Annotated in this window: 17 protein-coding genes and 1 pseudogene; 9 read left to right on the top strand and 9 right to left on the bottom strand. The window is 32.0% G+C overall.

Annotated features, from left to right (window positions below; translation table 11 throughout):
* Nucleotides 1-194 precede the first annotated feature (194 nt).
* Nucleotides 195-1,886 (top strand): AraC family transcriptional regulator, encoded by a 1,692-nt coding sequence (locus J2W48_RS06275; protein ID WP_310279500.1) that lies wholly within the window; start codon nucleotides 195-197, stop codon nucleotides 1,884-1,886.
* Nucleotides 1,887-2,100: 214 nt separating this feature from the next.
* Here the strand turns inward: J2W48_RS06275 and tnpA are convergent.
* Nucleotides 2,101-2,581, bottom strand: a pseudogene (gene tnpA / locus J2W48_RS06270) (IS200/IS605 family transposase).
* A gap of 200 nt (nucleotides 2,582-2,781) precedes the next feature.
* Between tnpA and J2W48_RS06265 the strand changes: the two are divergent.
* From J2W48_RS06265 to J2W48_RS06240, 6 genes are all read left to right on the top strand, one after another.
* Entirely contained in the window at nucleotides 2,782-4,953 is a 2,172-nt protein-coding gene (locus J2W48_RS06265) for a prolyl oligopeptidase family serine peptidase (protein WP_310279498.1), read from the top strand.
* A gap of 233 nt (nucleotides 4,954-5,186) precedes the next feature.
* A complete protein-coding gene (locus tag J2W48_RS06260) occupies nucleotides 5,187-6,992 on the top strand; it encodes a prolyl oligopeptidase family serine peptidase (protein ID WP_310279496.1) in 1,806 nt (601 codons plus the stop codon).
* Nucleotides 6,961-7,353, top strand: coding sequence for a prolyl oligopeptidase family serine peptidase (locus J2W48_RS06255; RefSeq protein ID WP_310279494.1), 393 nt, complete (start codon nucleotides 6,961-6,963; stop codon nucleotides 7,351-7,353). Before J2W48_RS06260 ends, J2W48_RS06255 begins: the two co-directional genes overlap by 32 nt.
* On the top strand, nucleotides 7,354-9,573 hold the full coding sequence (locus tag J2W48_RS06250) for a lantibiotic dehydratase family protein (RefSeq protein ID WP_310279492.1): 2,220 nt from the start codon (nucleotides 7,354-7,356) through the stop codon (nucleotides 9,571-9,573). It abuts the gene before it with no gap.
* A complete protein-coding gene (locus J2W48_RS06245; protein ID WP_310279490.1) occupies nucleotides 9,574-10,425 on the top strand; it encodes a thiopeptide-type bacteriocin biosynthesis protein in 852 nt (283 codons plus the stop codon).
* Nucleotides 10,426-10,490: 65 nt separating this feature from the next.
* Nucleotides 10,491-11,120 (top strand): hypothetical protein, encoded by a 630-nt coding sequence (locus J2W48_RS06240; RefSeq protein ID WP_310279488.1) that lies wholly within the window; start codon nucleotides 10,491-10,493, stop codon nucleotides 11,118-11,120.
* A gap of 73 nt (nucleotides 11,121-11,193) precedes the next feature.
* On the opposite strand, the gene gldC is transcribed toward J2W48_RS06240, so the two are convergent.
* Both gldC and gldB read right to left on the bottom strand, forming a co-directional pair.
* Entirely contained in the window at nucleotides 11,194-11,529 is a 336-nt protein-coding gene (gldC, locus tag J2W48_RS06235) for a gliding motility protein GldC (protein WP_310279486.1), read from the bottom strand.
* Nucleotides 11,529-12,485, bottom strand: coding sequence for a gliding motility lipoprotein GldB (gene gldB, locus J2W48_RS06230; RefSeq protein ID WP_310279484.1), 957 nt, complete (start codon nucleotides 12,483-12,485; stop codon nucleotides 11,529-11,531). The genes gldC and gldB overlap by 1 nt, the downstream gene beginning before the upstream one ends.
* Before the next feature lie 98 nt (nucleotides 12,486-12,583).
* Between gldB and nadE the strand changes: the two genes are divergently transcribed.
* Complete coding sequence (gene nadE, locus J2W48_RS06225) at nucleotides 12,584-13,390, top strand: NAD(+) synthase (protein WP_310279482.1); 807 nt, start codon at nucleotides 12,584-12,586, stop codon at nucleotides 13,388-13,390.
* A 92-nt stretch (nucleotides 13,391-13,482) separates the two neighbouring features.
* The gene (locus J2W48_RS06220) at nucleotides 13,483-14,112 is read left to right on the top strand and encodes a LuxR C-terminal-related transcriptional regulator (RefSeq protein ID WP_310279480.1); all 630 of its coding nucleotides are present in this window, start codon (nucleotides 13,483-13,485) and stop codon (nucleotides 14,110-14,112) included.
* 300 nt (nucleotides 14,113-14,412) lie between these two features.
* On the opposite strand, the gene dnaG is transcribed toward J2W48_RS06220, so the two are convergent.
* The 6 genes from dnaG to rlmN all read right to left on the bottom strand — a co-directional run bounded on the left by dnaG (nucleotide 14,413) and on the right by rlmN (nucleotide 21,461).
* Nucleotides 14,413-16,392, bottom strand: coding sequence for a DNA primase (gene dnaG, locus J2W48_RS06215; RefSeq protein ID WP_310279478.1), 1,980 nt, complete (start codon nucleotides 16,390-16,392; stop codon nucleotides 14,413-14,415).
* Between the two features lie 129 nt (nucleotides 16,393-16,521).
* Nucleotides 16,522-17,571: an ATP synthase subunit B family protein gene (locus J2W48_RS06210; RefSeq protein WP_310279475.1), complete on the bottom strand. Its 1,050-nt coding sequence runs from the start codon at nucleotides 17,569-17,571 to the stop codon at nucleotides 16,522-16,524.
* A gap of 343 nt (nucleotides 17,572-17,914) precedes the next feature.
* The gene (locus J2W48_RS06205) at nucleotides 17,915-18,628 is read right to left on the bottom strand and encodes a hypothetical protein (protein WP_310279473.1); all 714 of its coding nucleotides are present in this window, start codon (nucleotides 18,626-18,628) and stop codon (nucleotides 17,915-17,917) included.
* A complete protein-coding gene (locus tag J2W48_RS06200) occupies nucleotides 18,615-19,175 on the bottom strand; it encodes an RNA polymerase sigma factor (protein WP_310279471.1) in 561 nt (186 codons plus the stop codon). The genes J2W48_RS06205 and J2W48_RS06200 overlap by 14 nt, the downstream gene beginning before the upstream one ends.
* A gap of 189 nt (nucleotides 19,176-19,364) precedes the next feature.
* Nucleotides 19,365-20,342 (bottom strand): polyprenyl synthetase family protein, encoded by a 978-nt coding sequence (locus J2W48_RS06195; RefSeq protein WP_310279468.1) that lies wholly within the window; start codon nucleotides 20,340-20,342, stop codon nucleotides 19,365-19,367.
* 75 nt (nucleotides 20,343-20,417) lie between these two features.
* Nucleotides 20,418-21,461 (bottom strand): dual-specificity RNA methyltransferase RlmN, encoded by a 1,044-nt coding sequence (gene rlmN, locus J2W48_RS06190; protein WP_310279465.1) that lies wholly within the window; start codon nucleotides 21,459-21,461, stop codon nucleotides 20,418-20,420.
* Nucleotides 21,462-21,647 lie beyond the last annotated feature (186 nt).

Raw genomic sequence — 21,647 nt, 5'->3', positions numbered from 1 at the left:
ACACAAAAAAATATTTATTTTTACCAAAACTATTCTTATGTTGTTTTATTTACCGTCGTATTTTTAAATCAGAAAATTACTATAGTTTTTTTCTTCTTTTATAGTAAGAACTCCATTATATCCTATTAATTTTTTGTCCTTACAAATTAGGATCACATATTCAACTTAGCACTATAAAATATTATAGCAGAACAATGAAAAATTTACTCTTATTATTTTTATTATTAGTGACCTCAACACTTTTTTCACAAAAAAAAGAAACTTTTGTTATTCCAGATTCCTTAAAGAAAATGAGTTTTAAAATTTTAGAGGATCATTTTGATAAATCGATTATGAATGAAAAAAAACTAAATATCTATGCTAAAACATATTATAAAAAATCAAAATGGCAAGATGATGAAATAATTAAGGCAAAAGGAATGTACATGCTTGCTTATATTTCTAGAGAAGACTCATTGTTTCGTTTAACAGATTCAATTATTGCTTTAACAAAAAAGAGAAATGATTTCATTTTTCCTGCAAAAGCTTATATATTAAGAAGCATAATCTCTTTTTCTGATGGACAGTTTAATAAAGCATTAGTTGATATACTGAATGCTGAAGGCTATTCTGATAAGTCTGGGAATATAGAGCAAAAAATACTAATTAATCAACAGATTGGTTTAATAAAGATTGAATTAGGTAAACCTCAGGAGGCATTACCTCTTATCATTGAAAATTATAATTACTATAAAAATAAAAATCCTGATTCTCCTTATTATGTCTATTCTGCCTGGATATTATCTAATATTTATAATCGTCTTAACAAACCAGATTTAGCTTTACATTATATAGAACTTTTCTTAAGTAAAATGAAAGAGCAAGACCCATATTATAAATATTTCATGCTTAATAAAGGAATCTCATATCATTTTAAAAAAAACTTTTCATTAAGTAATAAAACATTAGATGAGGCTATAATTTTGTTAAAAACTGATAAAATAAATCAGGCTATAGCCTATTACTATAGAGGAGAAAATGTCTTACAAGGTGAAAAAAGCGATTTTAAATCTAAAAAATATTTTGAAAAAGTAGATTCTATATTAATAACAACACATGAATTCACTGCTATTTTACGTAATAGTTATCTTCATTTAATTGAGATTTACAGGAAATTGAAAGATAATAGCAAACAACTTTATTATTTAAATAGGTTAAATGAAATCGACGAAAAATTAAACAAAAATAATATTGTGCTATCTGACAATATGAATCAGAAATATGATACGCCTCATTTGTTGTTGCAGAAAGAAAAAATAATTTCAGAAATGAACAAAGAGCAAAAAATCTATATTGGAATAGTTTTGGTGGTTTTTATGGGATTAATTTTCGCTTTATTATACTTGTCTAAAATTAGAAAAGAGAAAATAATGGCTGAAGAAAAATTTCAAATAATAATCAATCAATCACAATCGAAAATTGAATCTACTGATGTAATAATTGGAAAAAATAAAACAAAATCTTTAGATTTACCTATATCAATTGCAAATGATTTATTGCAAAAATTAAATACATTTGAAAAGAATATGGGATATTTAGAGTTAAATTTAAAATTAAGTGATCTTAGCATAAGATTTGAAACGAATAGCAGTTATCTTTCTAAAACTATAAACCAATATAAAAATAAAAACTTTAGCCAGTATCTTAATGATTTGAGAATAGCTTATGCAATAAAAAGATTAAAATCTGAAAATAAATTTCAAAAATACACTATTAAAGCCATTGCTGAGGAAGTAGGATTTAGCAATTCTGAGTCTTTCGCTAAGGCTTTCTTTAATAATACGGGGCTACAGCCTTCCTATTTTATAAAAAAATTAATGAAACAGTATAATTTTATTTTATTATAAACAATTGATGAACAGTAGCATAATGTTCTTTTTGATCGAAATTTATAAATCTGATGTATTGTTTCTTTATTTTCAATTACCCAATCTCTACATTTGTAAAAAATTAATTATAAAACCATGAAAAAAAGACAGTTGAAACACCAAAAAAGTTCTCATTAGAAAAATTTAAAATTGCTGAATGAATTACCCCGAGGTAGAGCCTTGAGGTATTACGTTACTCGAAAGATAACAGCAATTGATTTTTGTTAAACGATTTATAAACTGTTTTTTCTTCACCATGGTTTTGAATGTATTTCTGAATAACATCCTCATTCCCATATTGACTAACGGTATCCACATATTGACCAACGGTATTCACTAATATCCACTAGTCCAAAAATTGCCACCCCATAACTGATGCTTAATCTCTGGATGCAATCTAAAAATCTCTTTAGCATTAATACTTTTTACGGTTCTAACCATTATTTCAACTGAAATTTTTTCAACACTTTGTATCAAAAAATGAACGTGATTCTCATCTGCTCCAATCTCGATAAAATGAATCTCATAGCACTCTGAAATATTTTCACATAGAGAAACCAAACTCTTTTCTACAGAATTGGTCAAAACATTCCTTCTATATTTATTTTATTAGGACAAACTAAATGATAAAGCAACAAACTTTTATTATGTCGTTTGAAAATATGTTCACTCATCCAGCAAATATAATAATCTTTCTTTTTACACTAAACCCCGAGGCAGAGCCTTGAAGAATTCTTTTAATTAAAAAATAAAAAAGTAATTGTAGGAGGAAATGCAGGTGATGATGGTGGCGGAATTATAACCGCTGATCCTGCTAAAATTGGTCGTCGAGATTAAAAATAATATCCCGGTTTTATCTTTAAAAGTTTTATCAATGTTCAAAATAAAAGTTTGCATATTTTTTTTAGTTTTAATTTTTACTAATACTCTACTTATAGGTCAGAATATTTTATTGCCAGAGAAGCCTCTGAATGAAAAATATTTTGAGAAAAATATTTCTGATCCATATCGTTATATGGAAAAATTAGATGATTTATTAGTCCAAAAATGGTTTAAGCAAAATAGTTTAAAAACACGATCTTTATTGGACAATATTTCCGGTAGAAAGGCGATTGTTGATAAATTGTTAGAAATTGAAAGTAGAAAATCATATAATGTAACATTGTTAAATATTACTGATGATGATTTCTTTTTTTATTTAAAAAAAACTGATAAAGATAAAACAGGGAGATTATATTATAAGAAATCTGAAAAAGGAGATGAAACTTTGCTTTTCGATCCGGTTGAATATAAAAAAGGATACATAATCAATTATCTAAAACCTTCATGGGATAATAAAACAGTTGCATTAGGTTTATCGAAAAATGGTGAAGAAATTGGCGAAATTGCTTTTTTGGACGTAAGTACTAAAACAATCAGGTCTGAAGTGCTACCAAATGCATGGCCGGCTGAATTAAAAGGAATAAAATGGCTTTTGGATAATTCGGGTATTATTTATCAACACATTCCCGTCATCGATTCAAACAATAAAAATTACCTCTTGAATACTGAATCTGTTATTTATAAATTAGGAGATGACCCTCTATATCATAAGGTTATTTTTTCAAAAAATAGTAATTCGGAACTAACTATCAAATCAGGAGATTTTCCTATTGTTTGTGAATTTACTACAAAGGATAAATATATTTTAGGCTTTTTGGGTGGAGCATCAAACTATTATGATTGTTTTTATGCTAAAATTCAGGATTTAAATGATAAACAAATAGAGTGGAAACCTTTATTTAAAAAAGAAGACAATATTAAAGATCAAATTGTTTTAGGCGACTCTATTTTTTGTTTGTCATCAAAGGGAGCTTCTAATTTCAAAATAATTAAAGGATTTATAGCAAATTTTGATTCTAGTAAATCAAAAACGATAGTACCAGAAAACAAAAATGAATCAATTGATGATTTCGTTATTACAAAAGATGGATTATTTTACTCCACTACCAAAAATGGTGTAGAGGCTCATTTGTATTTTGTGGATGATAAAGAAACAAAGCAAATTAGTTTACCAATTAAAGCAGGAACGCTATCAATACAAATTAAAAATAAATTCCGTTCTGACTTATGGATATCTTGCAGTGGCTGGATTAATGCAAAACAAAGATATAATTATGATGTTTTGAAAAATAAATTTATTGAAGCTCCTTTATCTCCTGTTATCTCTTATCCGGAATATCAAAATTTTGTAGTTGAAGAAATTGAGATTCCAGCGAAAGACGGAGCTTTAGTACCTGTATCCTTGATTTATAAAAAAGGACTTAAAAAAAATAAAATGAATAATGTATTAATAGATGGATATGGGGCGTATGGAATATCCTTAACACCTACATTTCAACCTATTTACTTGTCTTGGGTATTAAATGATGGTGTGTATGTCGTTAGTCATGTTAGAGGAGGAGGAGAAAAAGGAGATGATTGGCATCAGGGTGGTTATAAAGCTAACAAACCTAATACTTGGAGAGATTTAATAGCTACAGCGGAATATCTAATTAAAGAAAAAATAACAAATAATAATAAAATTGCCATTTCTAGCGGAAGTGCAGGAGGGATTTTAGTTGGTAGAGCTATAACAGAAAGACCCGATTTATTTAAGGTGATGCTTTGTGAAAATGGAGATCTGAATCCTTCAAGAATTAAAGAGGTCTCGAATGGACAAAATGGAATGAAAGAATTTGGGAATCCAGATGTCGAAGAAGAATTTAAAGCACTCTACGAAATGGATTCATATCAGCATCTAAAAAAGGGAGTTTCATACCCGGCTTGTTTGATTTCGGTTGGAATGAATGATGCCCGCGTTGCTCCATGGATTTCTGGTAAGTTTGTAGCCCGAATAAAAGCATCAACAATATCTCCTAATCCAATTCTTTTTGCCGTAGATTATGATGCGGGACACGGCATGGATAGTTCTAATTTGCAACTTTATAATGATTTTGCTGATGGGTTTGCATTTGCCTTGTGGCAGATGGGGCATCCTAAGTTTAAATTAAATAAACAGAATTAAACTAATAAAAATCTTTCAAGCTGGTACTTTTCACAAAATTAAGTCAATCTGTAAAAATTCTAAAAAAACCTTTATAATCTTGAAGTTATTGTACCAGGAACAAAAGACCAAAAAGTTCTGTTTTCAGAATTATCCAAATCAGGGAAAGTTTTAAATGTTTACAATGCAATGCAGCTTGCTGAAAAAGTGAGCAAGAATAAAAAAGTATAATAATCTTTTTAAGTACAAATAAATTGAAAAAAAATATAGTCTTATCAGTCCTTGGTTTTTCTGGAATTATCTCGGCACAAGCACCTCTTTTAGCTCCTTCAATTCCAGCAACCGATGTATATCATGGAGTTACAATTGTTGATGAATACAGAAATTTAGAGAATTTAGATGACCCTGCTGTTGTTAATTGGATGAAAAGCCAAACTGCTTATTCTGAATCAATCCTGAAAAGCATTTCAAAAAGAAATGAGTTTTTGCAAAGAATGTTAAACATCGATAAGAAAACTGAATTTATTTATGGTGGTATAAATATAACTACAGATGGTACTTATTTCTATACAAAAATGCGTGGTGAAGATACGTATCGAAAATTATATTGCAAAAAAGGACTTAGTGGTAAAGAACAATTGCTTTTTGACCCAAAGGATTTTAAACCAGAGACTAATAAAAAATATGTCATAAGTTATTATACCCCTGCCAAAGACGGCTCTAAAGTAGCTATTGCAATCACCGAAGGCGGAAAAGAAATTGCCGAAATCGTTATTTATGATGTATCAAAAAATAAATTGTTACCCGAAATTATCCCCAATACCTGGCCTACCGGAATAGGAGGCATAAAATGGCTGCCTGACAATTCTGGAATTACGTATGTTCATATTCCAAATATTGACAGGATGTCTGATGATTTTATCATGAATACACAGTCTGTTGTTTATAAAACAGGAAGCAATCCTAATACAATAAAAGATATTTTTTCCATATCAAATAATCCGGAATTAAAATTAAATAAAGAAGATTTTCCTATTATTAAAATCCCTCAAAAGTTCAACAATTACATATTTGGGCGTATTGGCGGAGCTACTCCTTACAACGACTATTATTATGCAAATGTGATTGATGTTTATAATGATAAAATAATCTGGAAGCCTTTTTTTAAAAAAGAAGAAAAAATTAAAACTTTTATAAGCGATGGAAATGATATAATATTTATTTCGGAGAAAAATAACAAAAGCCAATTATGTAAAACATCGCTTGCCGCTCCGGATTTTTCAGCACCGAAAGTTATAGTTCCACAAATAAACGATGAAATAATAGATGATGTTGTAAAAACGAAAGACGGGCTTTTTTTCTCCACCATAAAAAACGGAGTAGTAGCAAATTTTTATTTTTATGATGGGCATACTTATAAGAAAATAATTTTGCCGGTACCTTCCGGTATGATTTACATACAAACAATAAGTGAAGATGTATCAGATATCTGGATTTCTTGTACCGGATGGACTCAGGAAAGAAAAAGATACAAGTATGATATTAAAACGGATACCTTAAAACTGGAAGATTTTCGTGAACAAGCGGATTATTCAGAGTATAAAGACATCGTTGTAGAAGAAATAGAAATAAAAACACATGACGGATTGGATTTACCACTAACCATTATTTACAAAAAAGGATTGCAAAAAAATGGTAAAAACAGAGTTATCATGGACGGATATGGTGCATATGGGAGTTCAAATGACGTTTATTTTTCTCCATATAGTTTATTGTGGGTTGCAGATGGAGGTATTTTAGTACATACACATGTCAGAGGTGGCGGAGAAAAAGGCGATCAATGGCATAAAGGCGGTTTTAAAGAAACAAAACCAAACACATGGAAAGATTTTATTTCGAGTGCAGAGTTTTTAATTAAGGAAAAATATACTTCTCCTGAATATTTGGGTGCAGAAGGAGCAAGTGCAGGCGGCATCTTAATAAGCAGGGCTATTACAGACAGACCTGATTTATTTAAAGCAGCAGTTATTGATAGGGTCAATAAATACGGTTCGTGCTGAAATAGCACCAAATGGTCTAAATAACGTAAAAGAATTTGGAACTGTTAAAAATAAAGAAGAGTTTAAGGCACTACTTGAAATGGATGCTTTTCATCATATAAAAAAAGGGACTAAATATCCTGCAACTTTGATCACTGCCGGTATGAATGATCCTCGTGTAACAGCCTGGATTCCGGCAAAATTTGCAGCCAAACTCCAGGCTAATAATTCGGGCAATAATCCCACTCTTTTAAAGGTTGATGCCGAAGGTGGTCATGGTGGAGGTGTATCTTCTGACAAGTTGTACGATGGTCTTGCTGATTCCTATGCATTTTTTTATTGGCAGCTTGGTCATCCGGATTACAATTTAAAAAAGAAATAAATGCGCCTATTTAAAATTAAGTATTTCTCTCAATATATTTTACGAACACCTTCATTTCCATTATCATTTTATTTAGATCTTTCAGAAAATTATTCCCGCGAAAAAGCGATTAGCAGCTACAAAATACCTTTAATCAAAGAAGCTCTTACTCTGGCCTCACCAGAACTGACAAAAGAACTTGATAAATGGGCAGAGACTGATTGCTTTGATGAAAAAACAACAGCTTTAGAATTAACGCTCCTGAAATACATTGCCAGAATGTCTTCACGGTGTACCCCTTTTGGTTTGTTTGCCGGATGTTCCGTTGGAAAAATAGACCAGGAGACAAACATTATCTTAGAGCTTCCGGAAAAGCATAAACGTTTTACCCAATTTGATATGCAATTTTGGGTGTCATTGCTTCAAAACATTGCTGCTCGCAAAACAGCAACCTTTCATCTTAAATATTACCCAAATTCGTCTATTTACGAATTTGGGAACTTTTATCGATATGTCGAATATAAATACGTCAAAACAAAGCGGGAACATAGTATTACGGGATTACGACAATCTGAAGCATTAAAAGAAATAATCCTAAAAGCAAAATCAGGGTTAACCATTCATGAAATGGTCCTATTGTTGGCTAATGATGATTCTAAAAAAGAAGAAGCCACAAAATTTATTATTCACCTAATCAATTTTCAGTTTTTGATAAGCGAATTAGATGCTACTGTAACAGGCAATAACGAAAATGAACGGGTTTTGTCGATTTTAAAAAAAATCCCGGATTTAAAAAACGAATATCAGTTTTTAGAAAGCATCAATAAACAAATTTCAGATTTAGATGCCTCTTTGATTCCTGCCGTAAACCAATATCTAAAAATCAGGGAAGACATTCAGGAAAAAGGATTTGAATATGATGAAAAGTACCTTTTTCAAACCGATTTAAATACTACTGTTATAGCAAATAGTTTAAATAGTAGTACTGTGAAAAAAGTATCTCACGCACTTCAATTTTTAAACGGTATTCAACCAAAATACAAATCTGATAATCTTACGAATTTCGTTAGTGCATTCTCCAAAAGATATGAATCACAAGAGATGCCCCTTATGATTGTTTTAGATACAGAAGCCGGATTAGGTTATCCCTTTCATCAGGATATGAATGATTCACATGAAATATTAGAAAATTTCTCTTTTAAATCTCAAAAAAAACAAGACGAAAATCAAATTTGGACTTCGTATGATGCTATTTTAGAAAAAAAACTGCAGGAATGTTTTTCAAATAATCATAGTAAAATAGACTTGTCAGAAAATGATTTTCCTGATTTTGATGCTAATTTTGATCATGCCCCTGCTACATTTTCAGTTTTGATTGAAATTTATAACAATGAAAAGATTGCTATTGAATCTTCCGGAAATGGGAGCGCAGCAAAATTATTGGGAAGGTTTTGTAATGGAAATCCAGCCATTCATAACCTAACCAAAGAAATTATCCAAAAAGAAGAAGCGTATCATGCAGATAAAATTTTGGCCGAAATTGTTCATGTTCCACAATCCAGGACAGGAAATATTTTACGAAGACCGGCTTTAAGAAATTATGAAATTGCCTATCTGGCAAATTCAGGCGTTAAAAAGAAAAATACTATTGACTTAAATGATTTATTTGTTTCTATAAAAAACGATAAAATTATATTGCGTTCTAAAAAACTCGGTAAAGAAATCATTCCCTGCTTATCGAACGCCCACCATTTTTCTAATAATAATAATAATAATAATAATAATGCGCTGCCACTATATCATTTTCTGGGCGATTTGCAATCACAAAACACAAAACCAATCTTTAGCTTTAGCTGGGGAGTTTTAGAGTCACACTACAGCTGTTTTCCAAGGGTAGAATATAGGGGAACCATACTTTCAAAAGCCCGGTGGATTATTAATAAAGAAGATATAACGCCTTTTCTTAAATTAAATAACTCTGAAAAATTTAGAATATTTTCAGACTGGAGGATAAACAAAGGTATTCCGCGTTTTGTGAATTGGATCAATTCTGACAATACCTTATTATTAGATTTTCAAACAGAAACCGGCATGCAGTTATTTTTAAAATCAACTCAAAATAAAGACAAAATTATCCTGGAAGAATTTCTGTTTGCCGAGGGAGAACCTATTGTGAGAAACAGTAAAGAAGAAGGATTTACCAATCAGTTTATTGTATCATTTTATAAAGAGCAATCATAAATGCAAAGAAATTTTTGTTTAGGAAGTGAATGGCTGTATTATAAAATTTATACGGGCGTTAAAACAACAGATCTTATTTTACTTGAAAAACTGCAGCCCGTTATTTTACAATTAAAAAAAAGAAAAATTATTCAACAATGGTTTTTCATTCGATACAAAGATCCTGATGAGCATTTTAGAATTCGGTTTTTAATCGAAAACATTACTAATTTATCAAAAGTAATTAAAGCATTTTATGCTGTTATGAATGAATTGCTTCGGGATAATTTAGTATGGAAAATACAGACAGATACTTATAAAAGGGAATTAGAAAGATATGGGGAAATCACAATAGAGGATTCGGAATTTTTGTTTTGGAAGGATAGCGAAATGATGCTTCACTATCTTTCAGTAAAAAAAACATTTCCTAAACAAGAAATGGCACTTTTATTTAGTTTCACTTCAATTCATTCATTTTTAAATTCGTTTTCTTTAACTGCTTTAGATAAATATAACCTGATGAACAGCCTGCAACATTCATTTAAGGAAGAATTTAAGGCCGATAAAACATTAAAAAAAGAACTAGATAAAAAGTATCGGGAGTTATCCGGCGAATTAGCCTGTTTTGTAACAGAAGATGCTAAACATGACTTTCCTGATTTTTTCGAAATCATTGAAGAAAAACAAATTCAAATCTCAGAAAAGGTTTTAGAAATTAAAAATAAAATTGAAATTCCAATTAATGATTTTATCTCAAGTCATATCCATATGATGCTTAACAGACAATATACTTCCAGACAGAGAATGTACGAACTCCTTATTTATGATCACTTGTATCGTTATTATAAAACCCTTGCGTACAGAGAATCCTGAATTTTAAAATAAACATATTCATATATTTTTTTTAAACTACATTTGAAACAAATCTAATACAGCTTATGAAGGATTTTAAATTAATCTCATTCCTTTTTCTCTTAATTTTATCATCATGTCAAGCGCCACGCTATATGTTTATGACGGGACAAAGAACTGGTGTTGATTTTACATCCGGAAAATGGCTCTTAAATGAATTAGATTGCCCAAAAAATTCTAAAGACAAAATGACCTCTGAATCTTTAACTTTTTTTAGAAAAAACGTTGGAGACAGATTATTCTATATTAATGATGTAAATGGGTTATTGGTTACAAGAAAAATTCATTTAAATCCTAATAGCGTAAAACTAAAAGAACTTAGGGACGGAACTGGTTTTGATTTTTTTATTAATATTTCTACCAAAAAAACCAAAAGCGACTTTTCCAGCGTAGAACTTTATCAGGATGATAGTGATTCAGGAAAAAATGAAGCATCTGTAATTCTGGAAATATATGATTTAAACTTAAAACAAATCATCTATTCGCAAAATGTTGTGGGTATTACTCAAAAAGGAAACACTAAATCTATGTGGGAAACAGAAAAATCCAGCAAACTTGCAGACAATGTAACTTTCTACAAAAACGCAAATAATTTAATGCTGGGAGCCTTAAAGCGAATTTTTAAGGATTTACAGAAAAGATCTGTCAATAGATAAAATACTCAATAAAAAAATCCCAAAATCCAATTTTAAAGTCTGGAATTTGGGATTTTTATTATTGGAATTTTAATTACTTCGTCAAGTCCAGTTTTTCTGCAAAGTAGTCACAAAAATCTTTCATTGTATCCGCCATTTTTTCGTCATCTGTAGCGCGTTTAAAAGTATCGGACATCGCTACTAAAGTCTGGTGAAAGAAAATTTTCATTTCATCAACCGGCATATCTTTAGTCCATAAGTCAATTCGCATGCTTTCTTTCGTTTTGCTGTCCCAGATAGATAACATAATTGCTTTTGCTTCTTCCGCTTCAACTCCTCCGTCTTTTGCTGTCCAGGATAATTTTTCCGGAACGCGGTTTTCATCTAATTCAATATTGAATTTAATTTCTGATTGTATTGTATCTGACATTACTTCTTAGGTTTATATTTTGATTTTTCAAAAATTTCTTTTGGATCCGTTTTTAATAATTCCGGCAAAGTTACAGTATTATTTTTCATATACGAACGTACCATCTGCCAGCCTATCCAGGCACCAACCCTTCCTGGTGAGTCATTATCTATTTCCAGATAAAATTTAGAAAACGGGGCCGGGGCTATAAATCGGGTAGTTAATTTAGTATCAATACTGTATAACATTTCTTTTTCGATAAGGTAACGCCACATATAGCCTTCATTTTCTTCACACCATTTTATTTGCTCTGGTGTGTAGCCTATTTTATCAGCATCTGTATATTCAGGCAATAGCAAATCTTTAGCGTACAATTGCTTTCCCTCAAAAATCATTTGAGAAATCAGGTTTTTATCAGGATAGGCCGGAATATTTCTGTAAGCAAAGCTTGATACGACATCGGGCATAATTTGCTTCTCCTCGAAATTTTCTTTCAAATAATTTGGAAACTGGTAAAATCTATGCTCCTTCCCTAAATATAATTCTAATGCAACTATAACCAGGCTATCTGCGTAAATAGCTTTAGCATCATAATCCATTTCTCCGATTACGGTGATAACTTTAGGCGTTTTTGTTTTTGGAAAATAATACTTTACATGCTGAAAAAGCGCATTGAACTCCTGACGGACCGGTTCAAAATTGGCATATTTTTTTTGCACTTCACTATAAACCTCCCTCCAGATTGGTTCCTGCATTTTACTTAACCAGACACTATCATCATTCCCTGTTGGAAAGAAGTAAGGATATTGTTTTTTAACTTTTGCCAAATCCTCCGGTTTGGTTTCAAAAAAAACCTTATCAAAGCGCTCTACTTGAATATCAACCGGAATTTCTTCTACTGCTTTTTCTACTTTGCTTTTTTGACCACATGATAAAAAAAACAGGCATACAACCACTACAAAGCGATATATTTTCATTTTATTTTAATTAGATTTGTGTTGCTTAACTTAAGTAAAACATATACTTAAAATATTTGTGCAAATATACATCCCTGTATTTTAAAACTTGAATTATTATGGCTAAAAAAAGTACTATTCAAACAGAAAAAGTAAATACCCACATTGTAGAGTGGTTAAAAAATTATGCGAACAACGCAAAAGTGAATGGTTTTGTAATTGGAATATCCGGGGGAGTGGATTCTGCTGTAACCTCTACTTTATGTGCTCAGACAGGCTTGAAGGTTTTATGTGTTGAAATGCCAATACATCAGGCTGAAAGCCAGGTTTCAAGAGGAAGGGAACATATTGAGCAATTAAAAAAACGTTTTCCAAATGTTACCGATATAAAAACAGATCTGACCCAAACCTTTGAAGCTTTTAAAAATTCTGTTCCAAAAACAGGTGATGATGCTAAAATAAGTTTATCGTTAGCCAATACAAGAGCCCGTTTGCGAATGACATCATTATATTATTTAGCAGGAATCCACGGTCTTTTAGTCGCCGGAACAGGAAACAAAGTAGAAGATTTTGGTGTAGGTTTTTATACCAAATATGGAGATGGAGGTGTCGATTTAAGTCCAATTGCCGATTTAATGAAGTCTGATGTCTATGCTCTTGGAGAATTTTTAACAATTCCGGACTCAATTTTAACAGCCGCTCCAACTGATGGGCTATTTGGCGATAACAGAACAGATGAGGATCAATTAGGAGCAAGTTATGATGAATTAGAATGGGCTATGTTAGCTGCAGAAGCAGGAAATACAACAGATGACTTTAACGGAAGATCAAAAACTGTTTTCGAAATTTATAAAAGACTAAATGCCAGTAACAAGCATAAAATGGAGGCAATTCCGGTGTGTTTAATCCCTGAAACGTTAAAATAATATTTTTTAACATTATTTTTCGGTATTTTACAGAATTTATTTATTAATTTTACCACTCCAAAAACATAATTAATTTTAAAAAAGGTAAAACTATGATTAAAGTATGTCTAGCAGACAACCACCCTGTTACGCACTTTGGCGTTAAATCGTATTTTAAAGACCATGATGAAATTTCAATTATTGCCAACGTAGGCAATTTTTCAATGGTTCGGGACATTCTTCAAACAAAGGAGGTCGATATTCTAATTCTGGATTTAGAGTTAGAAGGTCTTTCAAGTATTTTTGAAGTAAAGTCAATTTTGAAAAATTTCCCGAAAACCAAAATTGTTATTTTTAGTGATCTGGCAGAACAGATGTACGCACCAAATGCAATTAAAGCAGGAGTTTCGGGGTATGTACACAAAACAGAAAAACTTGAAACTTTAGGTCTTTCTATTATTAAAGTACACGAAGGGAAAATTATCATCAATGAAACTGTGCGTAAAAACATGGCTCTTATAGCTAAACAAAGCAAGAGCGAACGTTTGTACAGAAAACTTTCGAATCGTGAAATTGAAGTTTTACGTTACTTAAGTGATGGTAAGAAAAATAATGAAATTTCTAAAATCTTAAGTCTGAACGAAAAAACGATCAGTACTTACAAATTAAGATTGTTGACAAAACTGAATGTTACTAATTTAGTTGACTTGGTTAACAAAGCTAAAACATTAGAAATTATTTAGTTTGAATGGTAATCTGACCTCACTCCGGTGAATCAGCAACCAAAAAAAAGCTCTATATTGAAACAATATAGAGCTTTTTGTATTTATAAAATGTCTTTTTCACTAAACCACTCTGCACTGAAAGTGCAGAGGTTTGGTTGGCAGACTGAAAGTCTGCAAGGTTGCAATACTTATTTATTAGCCACAAATTACACAAATTTTCACAAATTAATTTGTGTAATTTGTGGTTAAAATATTTTTAGAGGCTAAAGCTAAATGCACTAAAGTGCATAGTTTTAAACTATTTCTGAGACCAATAAATTAAGAGATATAATTTACTACTACTACACCCTTCTCTCTTGCAATATTATTTTTTAATGTATTATAATCATTAATCATTGGAAGAACTTCAGAACTGTCTCCCCGCGGCTCTTCAATTAATGAATTCTGTAATACTGTAATCACCTTTACTATTAAAAGCAATCGCATTGACAGAATCGTATCTGTTACATTTTGTTCTATAGTAACATTTTTATGCTTTGGAAAAATATTTCGCCCTTCCCAATTATGAATGACCTCCCTTTCATCTTCCATCAGGATACTGGTAACTTCCTGGGCAAGATCCGGATGCAAACGCATTAAATATTGATCTAAACTAAAATTTTCATTTCGATTGTAATAATCAATTAAATCCGTAAAAATATCTCTGAATAAATCATTCGAAAGTTCAACTTCATCTTCCTGTAAACTCAGGTAAATACGTTGAAAAACTTTATGTTTCCTTTTCTCCTCTACTTCTTTGGCAACACCTTCTTCATCAACTTTCAATACAACATCTTTGAATTCCTCAGTGACATCGCCATAAAGCAATAGAATTTTAATCACTTCTCTTTCGAAAATAAACAAGCTATCAACCTTTTCAGTCGCTTCAGGATTTTCATTTTTGATAATTTCAAAAGCTTTTTGTTCCTGCTTTTGCTTTTTACCAACGTCAGTAATGTCTTTCTGAACTAACTGCGCCAAAGTACTCATCAAAACCTGTTCAGAAATATCCATGATTCTGGCACATTCCTGTATATAAATTTCACGCTGAATCCGATCCGGTATTTTAGAAATACTGTTGACCATGTCCCGAATTAAATCGGCTTTTTTTATAGGATCGTTTTTAGCATCGCCCATCAGTATCGACGCTTTAAACTGTATAAAGTCCTTGCTGTTTTCTTCCAGGTAAGCAACTAAATCATCGTGCGAATTTTTTCGGGCAAAACTGTCCGGATCTTCTCCATCAGGAAAAGTGCAAACCCTAACGTTCATTCCTTCTTCCAAAATCAAATCAATTCCACGGATTGATGCACGAAGTCCTGCTGCATCACCATCAAAAAGCACGGTTATGTTTCTTGTCAAACGGTTGATTAACCTAATTTGATCGGGTGTTAAAGCTGTTCCTGACGACGCCACAACATTCTCAATTCCGGCTTGGTTAAACTGGATTACATCCGTATAGCCTTCTACCAAATAACAATTATTTAATTTTGCAATTGATTGTTTTGCCTGGTATATTCCGTAAAGCACCTTACTTTTATGGTAAATATCACTTTCAGGAGAGTTTAAATATTTTGCTGCTTTTTTATCATTCGTTAAAATACGGCCTCCAAAACCCAAAACACGTCCTGACATACTTTGTATCGGAAACATAACGCGCCCTTTGAAGCGGTCAAAAGGGCGATCATCCTTCGGAATCGTTAAACCTGTGCTTTCCAGGTATTCTAATTTATATCCTTTACCTAATGCCTCTTTGGTAAAAGCATCCCAGGTTTCAGGCGAATATCCTAAGCTAAACTTTTTAATAGTTTCATTGGTAAAACCTCTTTCTTTAAAATAAGACAAACCAATCGCTTTTCCTTCTTCCGAATTCAAAAGCACATCCTGAAAATATTTCGATGCAAATTCAGAAACCAGGTACATGCTTTCGCGCACGTCTGTTATTGCTTTTTCTTCATCCGTCTTTTCAGTTTCCTCAATCTCGATATTGTATTTTTTAGCTAAATACCGAATGGCCTCCGGATAGGTAAACTGGGAGTGCTCCATCAGGAATTTAACAGAATTCCCTCCTTTTCCTGTACTAAAATCTTTCCAGATTTGTTTTACCGGAGAAACCATGAACGACGGTGAGCGTTCATCAGAGAAGGGGCTCAATCCCTTAAAATTACTTCCGGCCCGTTTTAAATTAACAAAATCACCAATAACCTCCTCGACCCGGGCAGTTTCAAAAACAGTGTCAATCGTATTTTGTGATATCAAAACGTAAAATATTTATAAAATTTGTAAGCCTGTAAAAATACGCAAATCCAAGTTGAAATTTAATTATTTCACGCAAAAAAAGCACCTCTTTCGAAGCGCTTTTTCTATTAACTAATTCAAAACTTATTTTTAATTCAGATCAAATCTAAGACCTAGTGAAATATTATTTTCCTTTATTAGATTATCCTGAAATAACGGATTCAAATCATACTTTAAATACAAACTTGTTTCCTTATAACCGATGTACGTACTTAGCCCGTAAATAAAATTATTAACATTAAAATCACCTTTTATCTTTTCTGTAGCTTTATAATCGTTGTCTTCATATTTTAAAATTTGTTTGGATTTTACATTAATTCCTGCATACCCCCCAACTCCTAAACGAAAGCCTTTATGTGTTCTGAAATAGCTTTTTTCGCCATTCTGACCCTCTTTTGAAAAGTCAAATTCTAAATGTACCGGTGCCACCAGATAAACATTTCTAAAACGTGATTCTTTTAAATTTATAGTATTGGTAACCAAATCTGTCTGCTCTCCATTAACCACAAAACTGCGATTATCAGTTGGACGGATATTATTGTACATTAATGAAAGTCCGTATTTGGCATGCAGTAAATTATTATTTTTCAATAATCTTGAGTTATACGTAAAACCCCACTCATAAAAATGAGAGCCTGTAAATTTGTAATTTGAATCCTGAAGATTACCGTCTGCCATTATATTATTCAAACCTAAGGCAAATACAAATTGCGAAGTAGTTCTTTTTTCCCTATGAATCGAATCTTGGTCTTTTTTATTATTCCAGTTTTTTTTATCCCAATAGATAACTAATCTGCCTTTTCCTGTTGAATCCTGCTCTTTTATCTTTCCATCCACTTTTTGCTGCACCAGATCATTAAGCTCATTTTGGGCCAGGGTCACTTTTTCCTCAATTATTACAGCTCTGGCTTCTGCTAGTTCTTTTTTGCGTTTATCAGCTTGTTCTTTAGTGATTTTCCCTTCAGATAACTGGACATTTACAGCTTCGACTTCTTCTTTTAATATCTCTTTTTCTTCTTTTGTTATTTTTTCAATATTATTTGCAATTTTTCTTGCTCTTGACTCAAAAGTTTCCTGTCCAAGCACTTTGCTCACAAATAAGAAAACTAAAATAACGAGATAAATGGTAAAATTTTTCATGATTGATGATTTAAAATTGATTGATGATTATTTATTTAATTGTTTTATTCTTTATTCTTTATTCTTCATTCTTTATTCTTCATTCTTTATTCTTCATTCTTTATTCTTCACTCTTCACCCTTCACTCTTCACTCTTAACTCTTTACTCTTTACTCTTTACTCTTTACTCTTTACTCTTCACTCTTTACTCTTTACTCTTAACTCTTAACTCTTCACCCTTCACTCTTAACTCTTTACTCTTTACTCTTTACTCTTTACTCTTCACTCTTAACTCTTAACTCTTAACTCTTAACTCTTAACTCTTAACTCTTAACTCTTAACTCTTAACTCTTTCCCCCCCCTTTCACTCCTGTTGATTTCTGGTTGCCAAAGCCACTTTTACTGTTTGATAATTTTTATTGACTGTTGAAATTACTTTTTCCCGAAACGAAAGTTCCAGTTCGCTATCTACCTGATTAAGCAAATCATTGGCATTGATTTTTACTTTTGATTTTGGCTTAGCCGAATTCTCAGCTACAACTGCTTTTTCTGCTGTATCAAGTAATTGATCGACACTTTCGTTTTTAGCAATTTCGGGAATTACCGTTTGATTGCTGATTGATTGTTTTTCCTGATTTTTGATAATGATTGAAGACTCTGCTATTTGATTTGATTCATTTTTAAGGGTTTTATTTGGTTTTTGATTGAGATTTTTTATTTCTTCTTTATTTGAAACCTGAGTCGAAGTTTTTTCTGAAGCGGCAATTCCGGTTTTAACGGAATCGATAGTATTCAAAGCTGGTTTTACAACTGAATCCTTTTTCATGTTTTCTTCTATAACAACACTTTTTGGTGTCTCAGTTGTATTCTCCTTTTGATTAAAAAAGAAAGTTCCAACCAATAAAAAGCCTGCAACACTAGCTGCGATATACAGCCATATATTTTTCTTTTTAGGCTGTTTTTTTTCTTCGGCAACACTCAACATGGCATCTAATCGACCCCAGGCTTTATCACTTGGTTCAATCGCACGCTTGTTTAGTTTTTCACGGAAATCCTTTTCAAAATTATTCGGTTCCATTGTCTTGTTTTTTTAAAATAGTAATTTGTGTTTGCAGCATTTTTCTGGCGTGCGATAATTGCGATTTCGATGTTCCTTCATTAATCCCTAACATCCTGGCAATTTCATTGTGTTTGTATCCTTCGATGGCGTATAAATTAAAAACCATTTTATAACCATCCGGCAAAGCATCAATTAAAAACTGGATTTGTTCGACCGTAAACTGACTATCAATTTCATTAAAACTTTCTTCAGTATAAATTTCATCCTCAGCAAATTTTACTTTTTTCTGAACCCTTAAATACGAAATACATTCGTTAACCATAATCCGGCGGATCCAGCCTTCAAAACTTCCTTTATGTTCAAATTTGCTTAAGTTGGCAAACACTTTCATAAAAGCCGTTATCATTACATCTTCTGCCAGCTGGATATCCTTTATATATTGGCGGCAAACACTCAGCATTTTTGAAGAAAACCGGCTATAAATCTGCTGTTGCGCTTGCCGGTTATTTTCGACAGCCAACTTTATGATTTTGGTTTCTTCCTGATGTAAATGAATAATTTTCATTAATAAGTATTCAGATTTTTGTTTTTCTAACAGACTTCTATTAGCATAGACGATTGAAGTTGCAAAAGGGTTGCATGGGGATTAAAAAATTTAATGATTAAAAGATCTAAAAATCAAATTTATAAAATAAAAAACTGAATATCAGGTAGTTATATGATATTCAAATTTTATAATTATCTAATCAAAAACTTATTTTTTTCTCTCAATAACGTAGTTGACCATCAAAGTAAGGGCATCTTTGAACTCAGAATCAGGATAATTCCCTAATAATGAAAGTGCTTCCTGCTGAAATTGGACCATTTTATTTTCGGCGTAAGCCAGGCCATTGTTGTTTTTTACAAAAGCAATAACCTCTTTGACGCGTTTTTTGTCTTTGTTGTGGTTTTTGATGGAGTTGATCAGCCACTTTTTTTCCTGCGGAGTACAGGTATTTAAAACATAAATTAAAGGCAACGTCATTTTTTGCTCTTTAATATCAATTCCGGTAGGTTTACCGATAGCTTCTTCACTATAATCGAATAAGTCATCTTTGATTTGAAAAGCCATTCCGATCAGTTCTCCAAATTTGCGCATATTCTCTACCTCAATATCATCTTCAATTACTGATTTTGCGCCAAGAGCACAACAGGACGCAATAAGTGTAGCGGTCTTTTTTCGAATGATTTCGTAATAAATATCTTCGGTAATGTCGAGTCTTCTGGCTTTTTCAATTTGAAGTAATTCGCCTTCACTCATTTCGCGAACGGCGACAGAAATAATTCGAAGCAAATCAAAATCGCCATTATCTATCGAGAGCAATAATCCCTTTGAAAGTAAATAATCCCCGACCAAAACGGCAATTTTATTTTTCCAGAGTGCATTAATAGAGAAAAATCCGCGACGGCGATTACTGTCATCTACCACATCATCGTGTACCAAAGTTGCGGTATGAATCAGCTCAATTACTGACGCCCCGCGATATGTTCTTTCGTTTACAACACCATCCGAAACCATTTTTGCCGTTAAAAAAACAAACATCGGACGCATTTGTTTTCCTTTACGATTTACAATATAATAGGTAATACGGTTTAGCAATGCAACCTTTGAAGTCATCGATTCATAGAACTTTTTTTCAAAAAGTTCCATTTCGTTAAAAATAGGCTGTTTTATTTGAGAAGTAATATTCATTTCGTTTTCAAATATACTACTTTGAAAATAAAATTCGGTAGTTGAAAACCATTTTTGGAAGCAAATTACAGAGATTTAACCTTCTTTGTTCGCCAATTGACCACAAGCGGCATCAATATCTTTTCCTCGACTGCGACGTACTTTTACCACTATTCCTATATTTTCCAAAGCTTTTATGTAAGCCAAAATAGATTCTTCCGAAGCTTGTTGAAACTCGCCATCATCAATTGGGTTATATTCAATTAAGTTTACTTTACAAGGTACATATTTGCAAAATTTCACCAGGGCATCAATTGAAGCTTTATCGTCATTGATTCCTTTCCAAACCACATATTCGTACGAGATTTTGTTTTTGGTTTTTCGGTACCAGTATTCCAAAGATTCCCTCAATTCTGCTAAAGGAAAATTTTTACTGAAAGGCATGATTCGGGCACGGATTTCATCAATAGCCGAATGCAATGAAACAGCCAGTTTGAATTTGACATCATCATCAGCCATTTTTTTAATCATTTTGGGAATTCCTGAAGTCGAAACCATAATACGTTTAGGTGACATTCCCAATCCTTCCGGAGAAGTAATCATATCAATGGCTTTAATGACATTGTTGTAATTCATCAAAGGTTCGCCCATTCCCATAAAAACAATATTTGAAAGCGGATGATTATGATACAAACGACTTTCTTTATCTATTGCAATAACCTGATCGTAAATTTCTCCGGGCTCGAGATTTCGCATTCTTTTTAAACGTGAAGTAGCGCAAAAATTACAATCTAAACTACAACCCACCTGACTAGAAACACAAGCTGTGGTCCTGGTATCGGTAGGAATCAAAACTGATTCGACAACCAGGCCATCATGCAAACGGACAGCATTTTTTACTGTTCCATCCGCACTACGCTGCATGGTATCGACTTTAATATGATTAATTACAAAATTACTTTCCAGCATAGCCCTTGTAGGTTTTGCTACATTGGTCATATCATCAAAACTGTGTGCCCCTTTGCTCCACAACCATTCATACACCTGATTGCCACGAAAGGCTTTGTCATTATTTGCGACAAAAAAATCTCGTAACTGATCTTTTGATAAGGCTCTTATGTCTTTTTTTTCCATTTGCATGGCGCAAAGTTACTAAGTATTTATGGAAACCTTTTAATTCTGAAAAAACTTTATGTTTATCTTTCAAAATTAGTACTGGTGCGTTAACTTTATTAATTTGCTTCTAATGTATTGATTTTATTAGGTATATAGACGTTCTTTGATTTTTTGATTTGAATTGAAAGTTTGTGATTTTACATTTAAAAT

The organism is Flavobacterium piscis (assembly GCF_031457575.1).
In the GTDB taxonomy this organism is placed as follows: Bacteria; Bacteroidota; Bacteroidia; order Flavobacteriales; family Flavobacteriaceae; genus Flavobacterium; species Flavobacterium piscis_A.
Note: the sequence above shows the minus strand (reverse complement) of the source record. Positions and strands in the feature narration are given on the sequence as shown.

Excerpts from the sequence above, each read along its gene's own strand:
- J2W48_RS06275 (WP_310279500.1), top strand. The coding sequence starts at position 195 with ATGAAAAATTTACTCTTATTATTTTTATTATTAGTGACCTCAACACTT.
- J2W48_RS06265 (WP_310279498.1), top strand. The coding sequence starts at position 2,782 with ATGTTCAAAATAAAAGTTTGCATATTTTTTTTAGTTTTAATTTTTACT.
- J2W48_RS06250 (WP_310279492.1), top strand. The coding sequence starts at position 7,354 with ATGCGCCTATTTAAAATTAAGTATTTCTCTCAATATATTTTACGAACA.
- J2W48_RS06245 (WP_310279490.1), top strand. The coding sequence starts at position 9,574 with ATGCAAAGAAATTTTTGTTTAGGAAGTGAATGGCTGTATTATAAAATT.
- J2W48_RS06240 (WP_310279488.1), top strand. The coding sequence starts at position 10,491 with ATGAAGGATTTTAAATTAATCTCATTCCTTTTTCTCTTAATTTTATCA.
- gldC (WP_310279486.1), bottom strand. The coding sequence starts at position 11,529 with ATGTCAGATACAATACAATCAGAAATTAAATTCAATATTGAATTAGAT.
- gldB (WP_310279484.1), bottom strand. The coding sequence starts at position 12,485 with ATGAAAATATATCGCTTTGTAGTGGTTGTATGCCTGTTTTTTTTATCA.
- nadE (WP_310279482.1), top strand. The coding sequence starts at position 12,584 with ATGGCTAAAAAAAGTACTATTCAAACAGAAAAAGTAAATACCCACATT.
- J2W48_RS06220 (WP_310279480.1), top strand. The coding sequence starts at position 13,483 with ATGATTAAAGTATGTCTAGCAGACAACCACCCTGTTACGCACTTTGGC.
- J2W48_RS06210 (WP_310279475.1), bottom strand. The coding sequence starts at position 17,571 with ATGAAAAATTTTACCATTTATCTCGTTATTTTAGTTTTCTTATTTGTG.
- J2W48_RS06205 (WP_310279473.1), bottom strand. The coding sequence starts at position 18,628 with ATGGAACCGAATAATTTTGAAAAGGATTTCCGTGAAAAACTAAACAAG.
- J2W48_RS06200 (WP_310279471.1), bottom strand. The coding sequence starts at position 19,175 with ATGAAAATTATTCATTTACATCAGGAAGAAACCAAAATCATAAAGTTG.
- J2W48_RS06195 (WP_310279468.1), bottom strand. The coding sequence starts at position 20,342 with ATGAATATTACTTCTCAAATAAAACAGCCTATTTTTAACGAAATGGAA.
- rlmN (WP_310279465.1), bottom strand. The coding sequence starts at position 21,461 with ATGCAAATGGAAAAAAAAGACATAAGAGCCTTATCAAAAGATCAGTTA.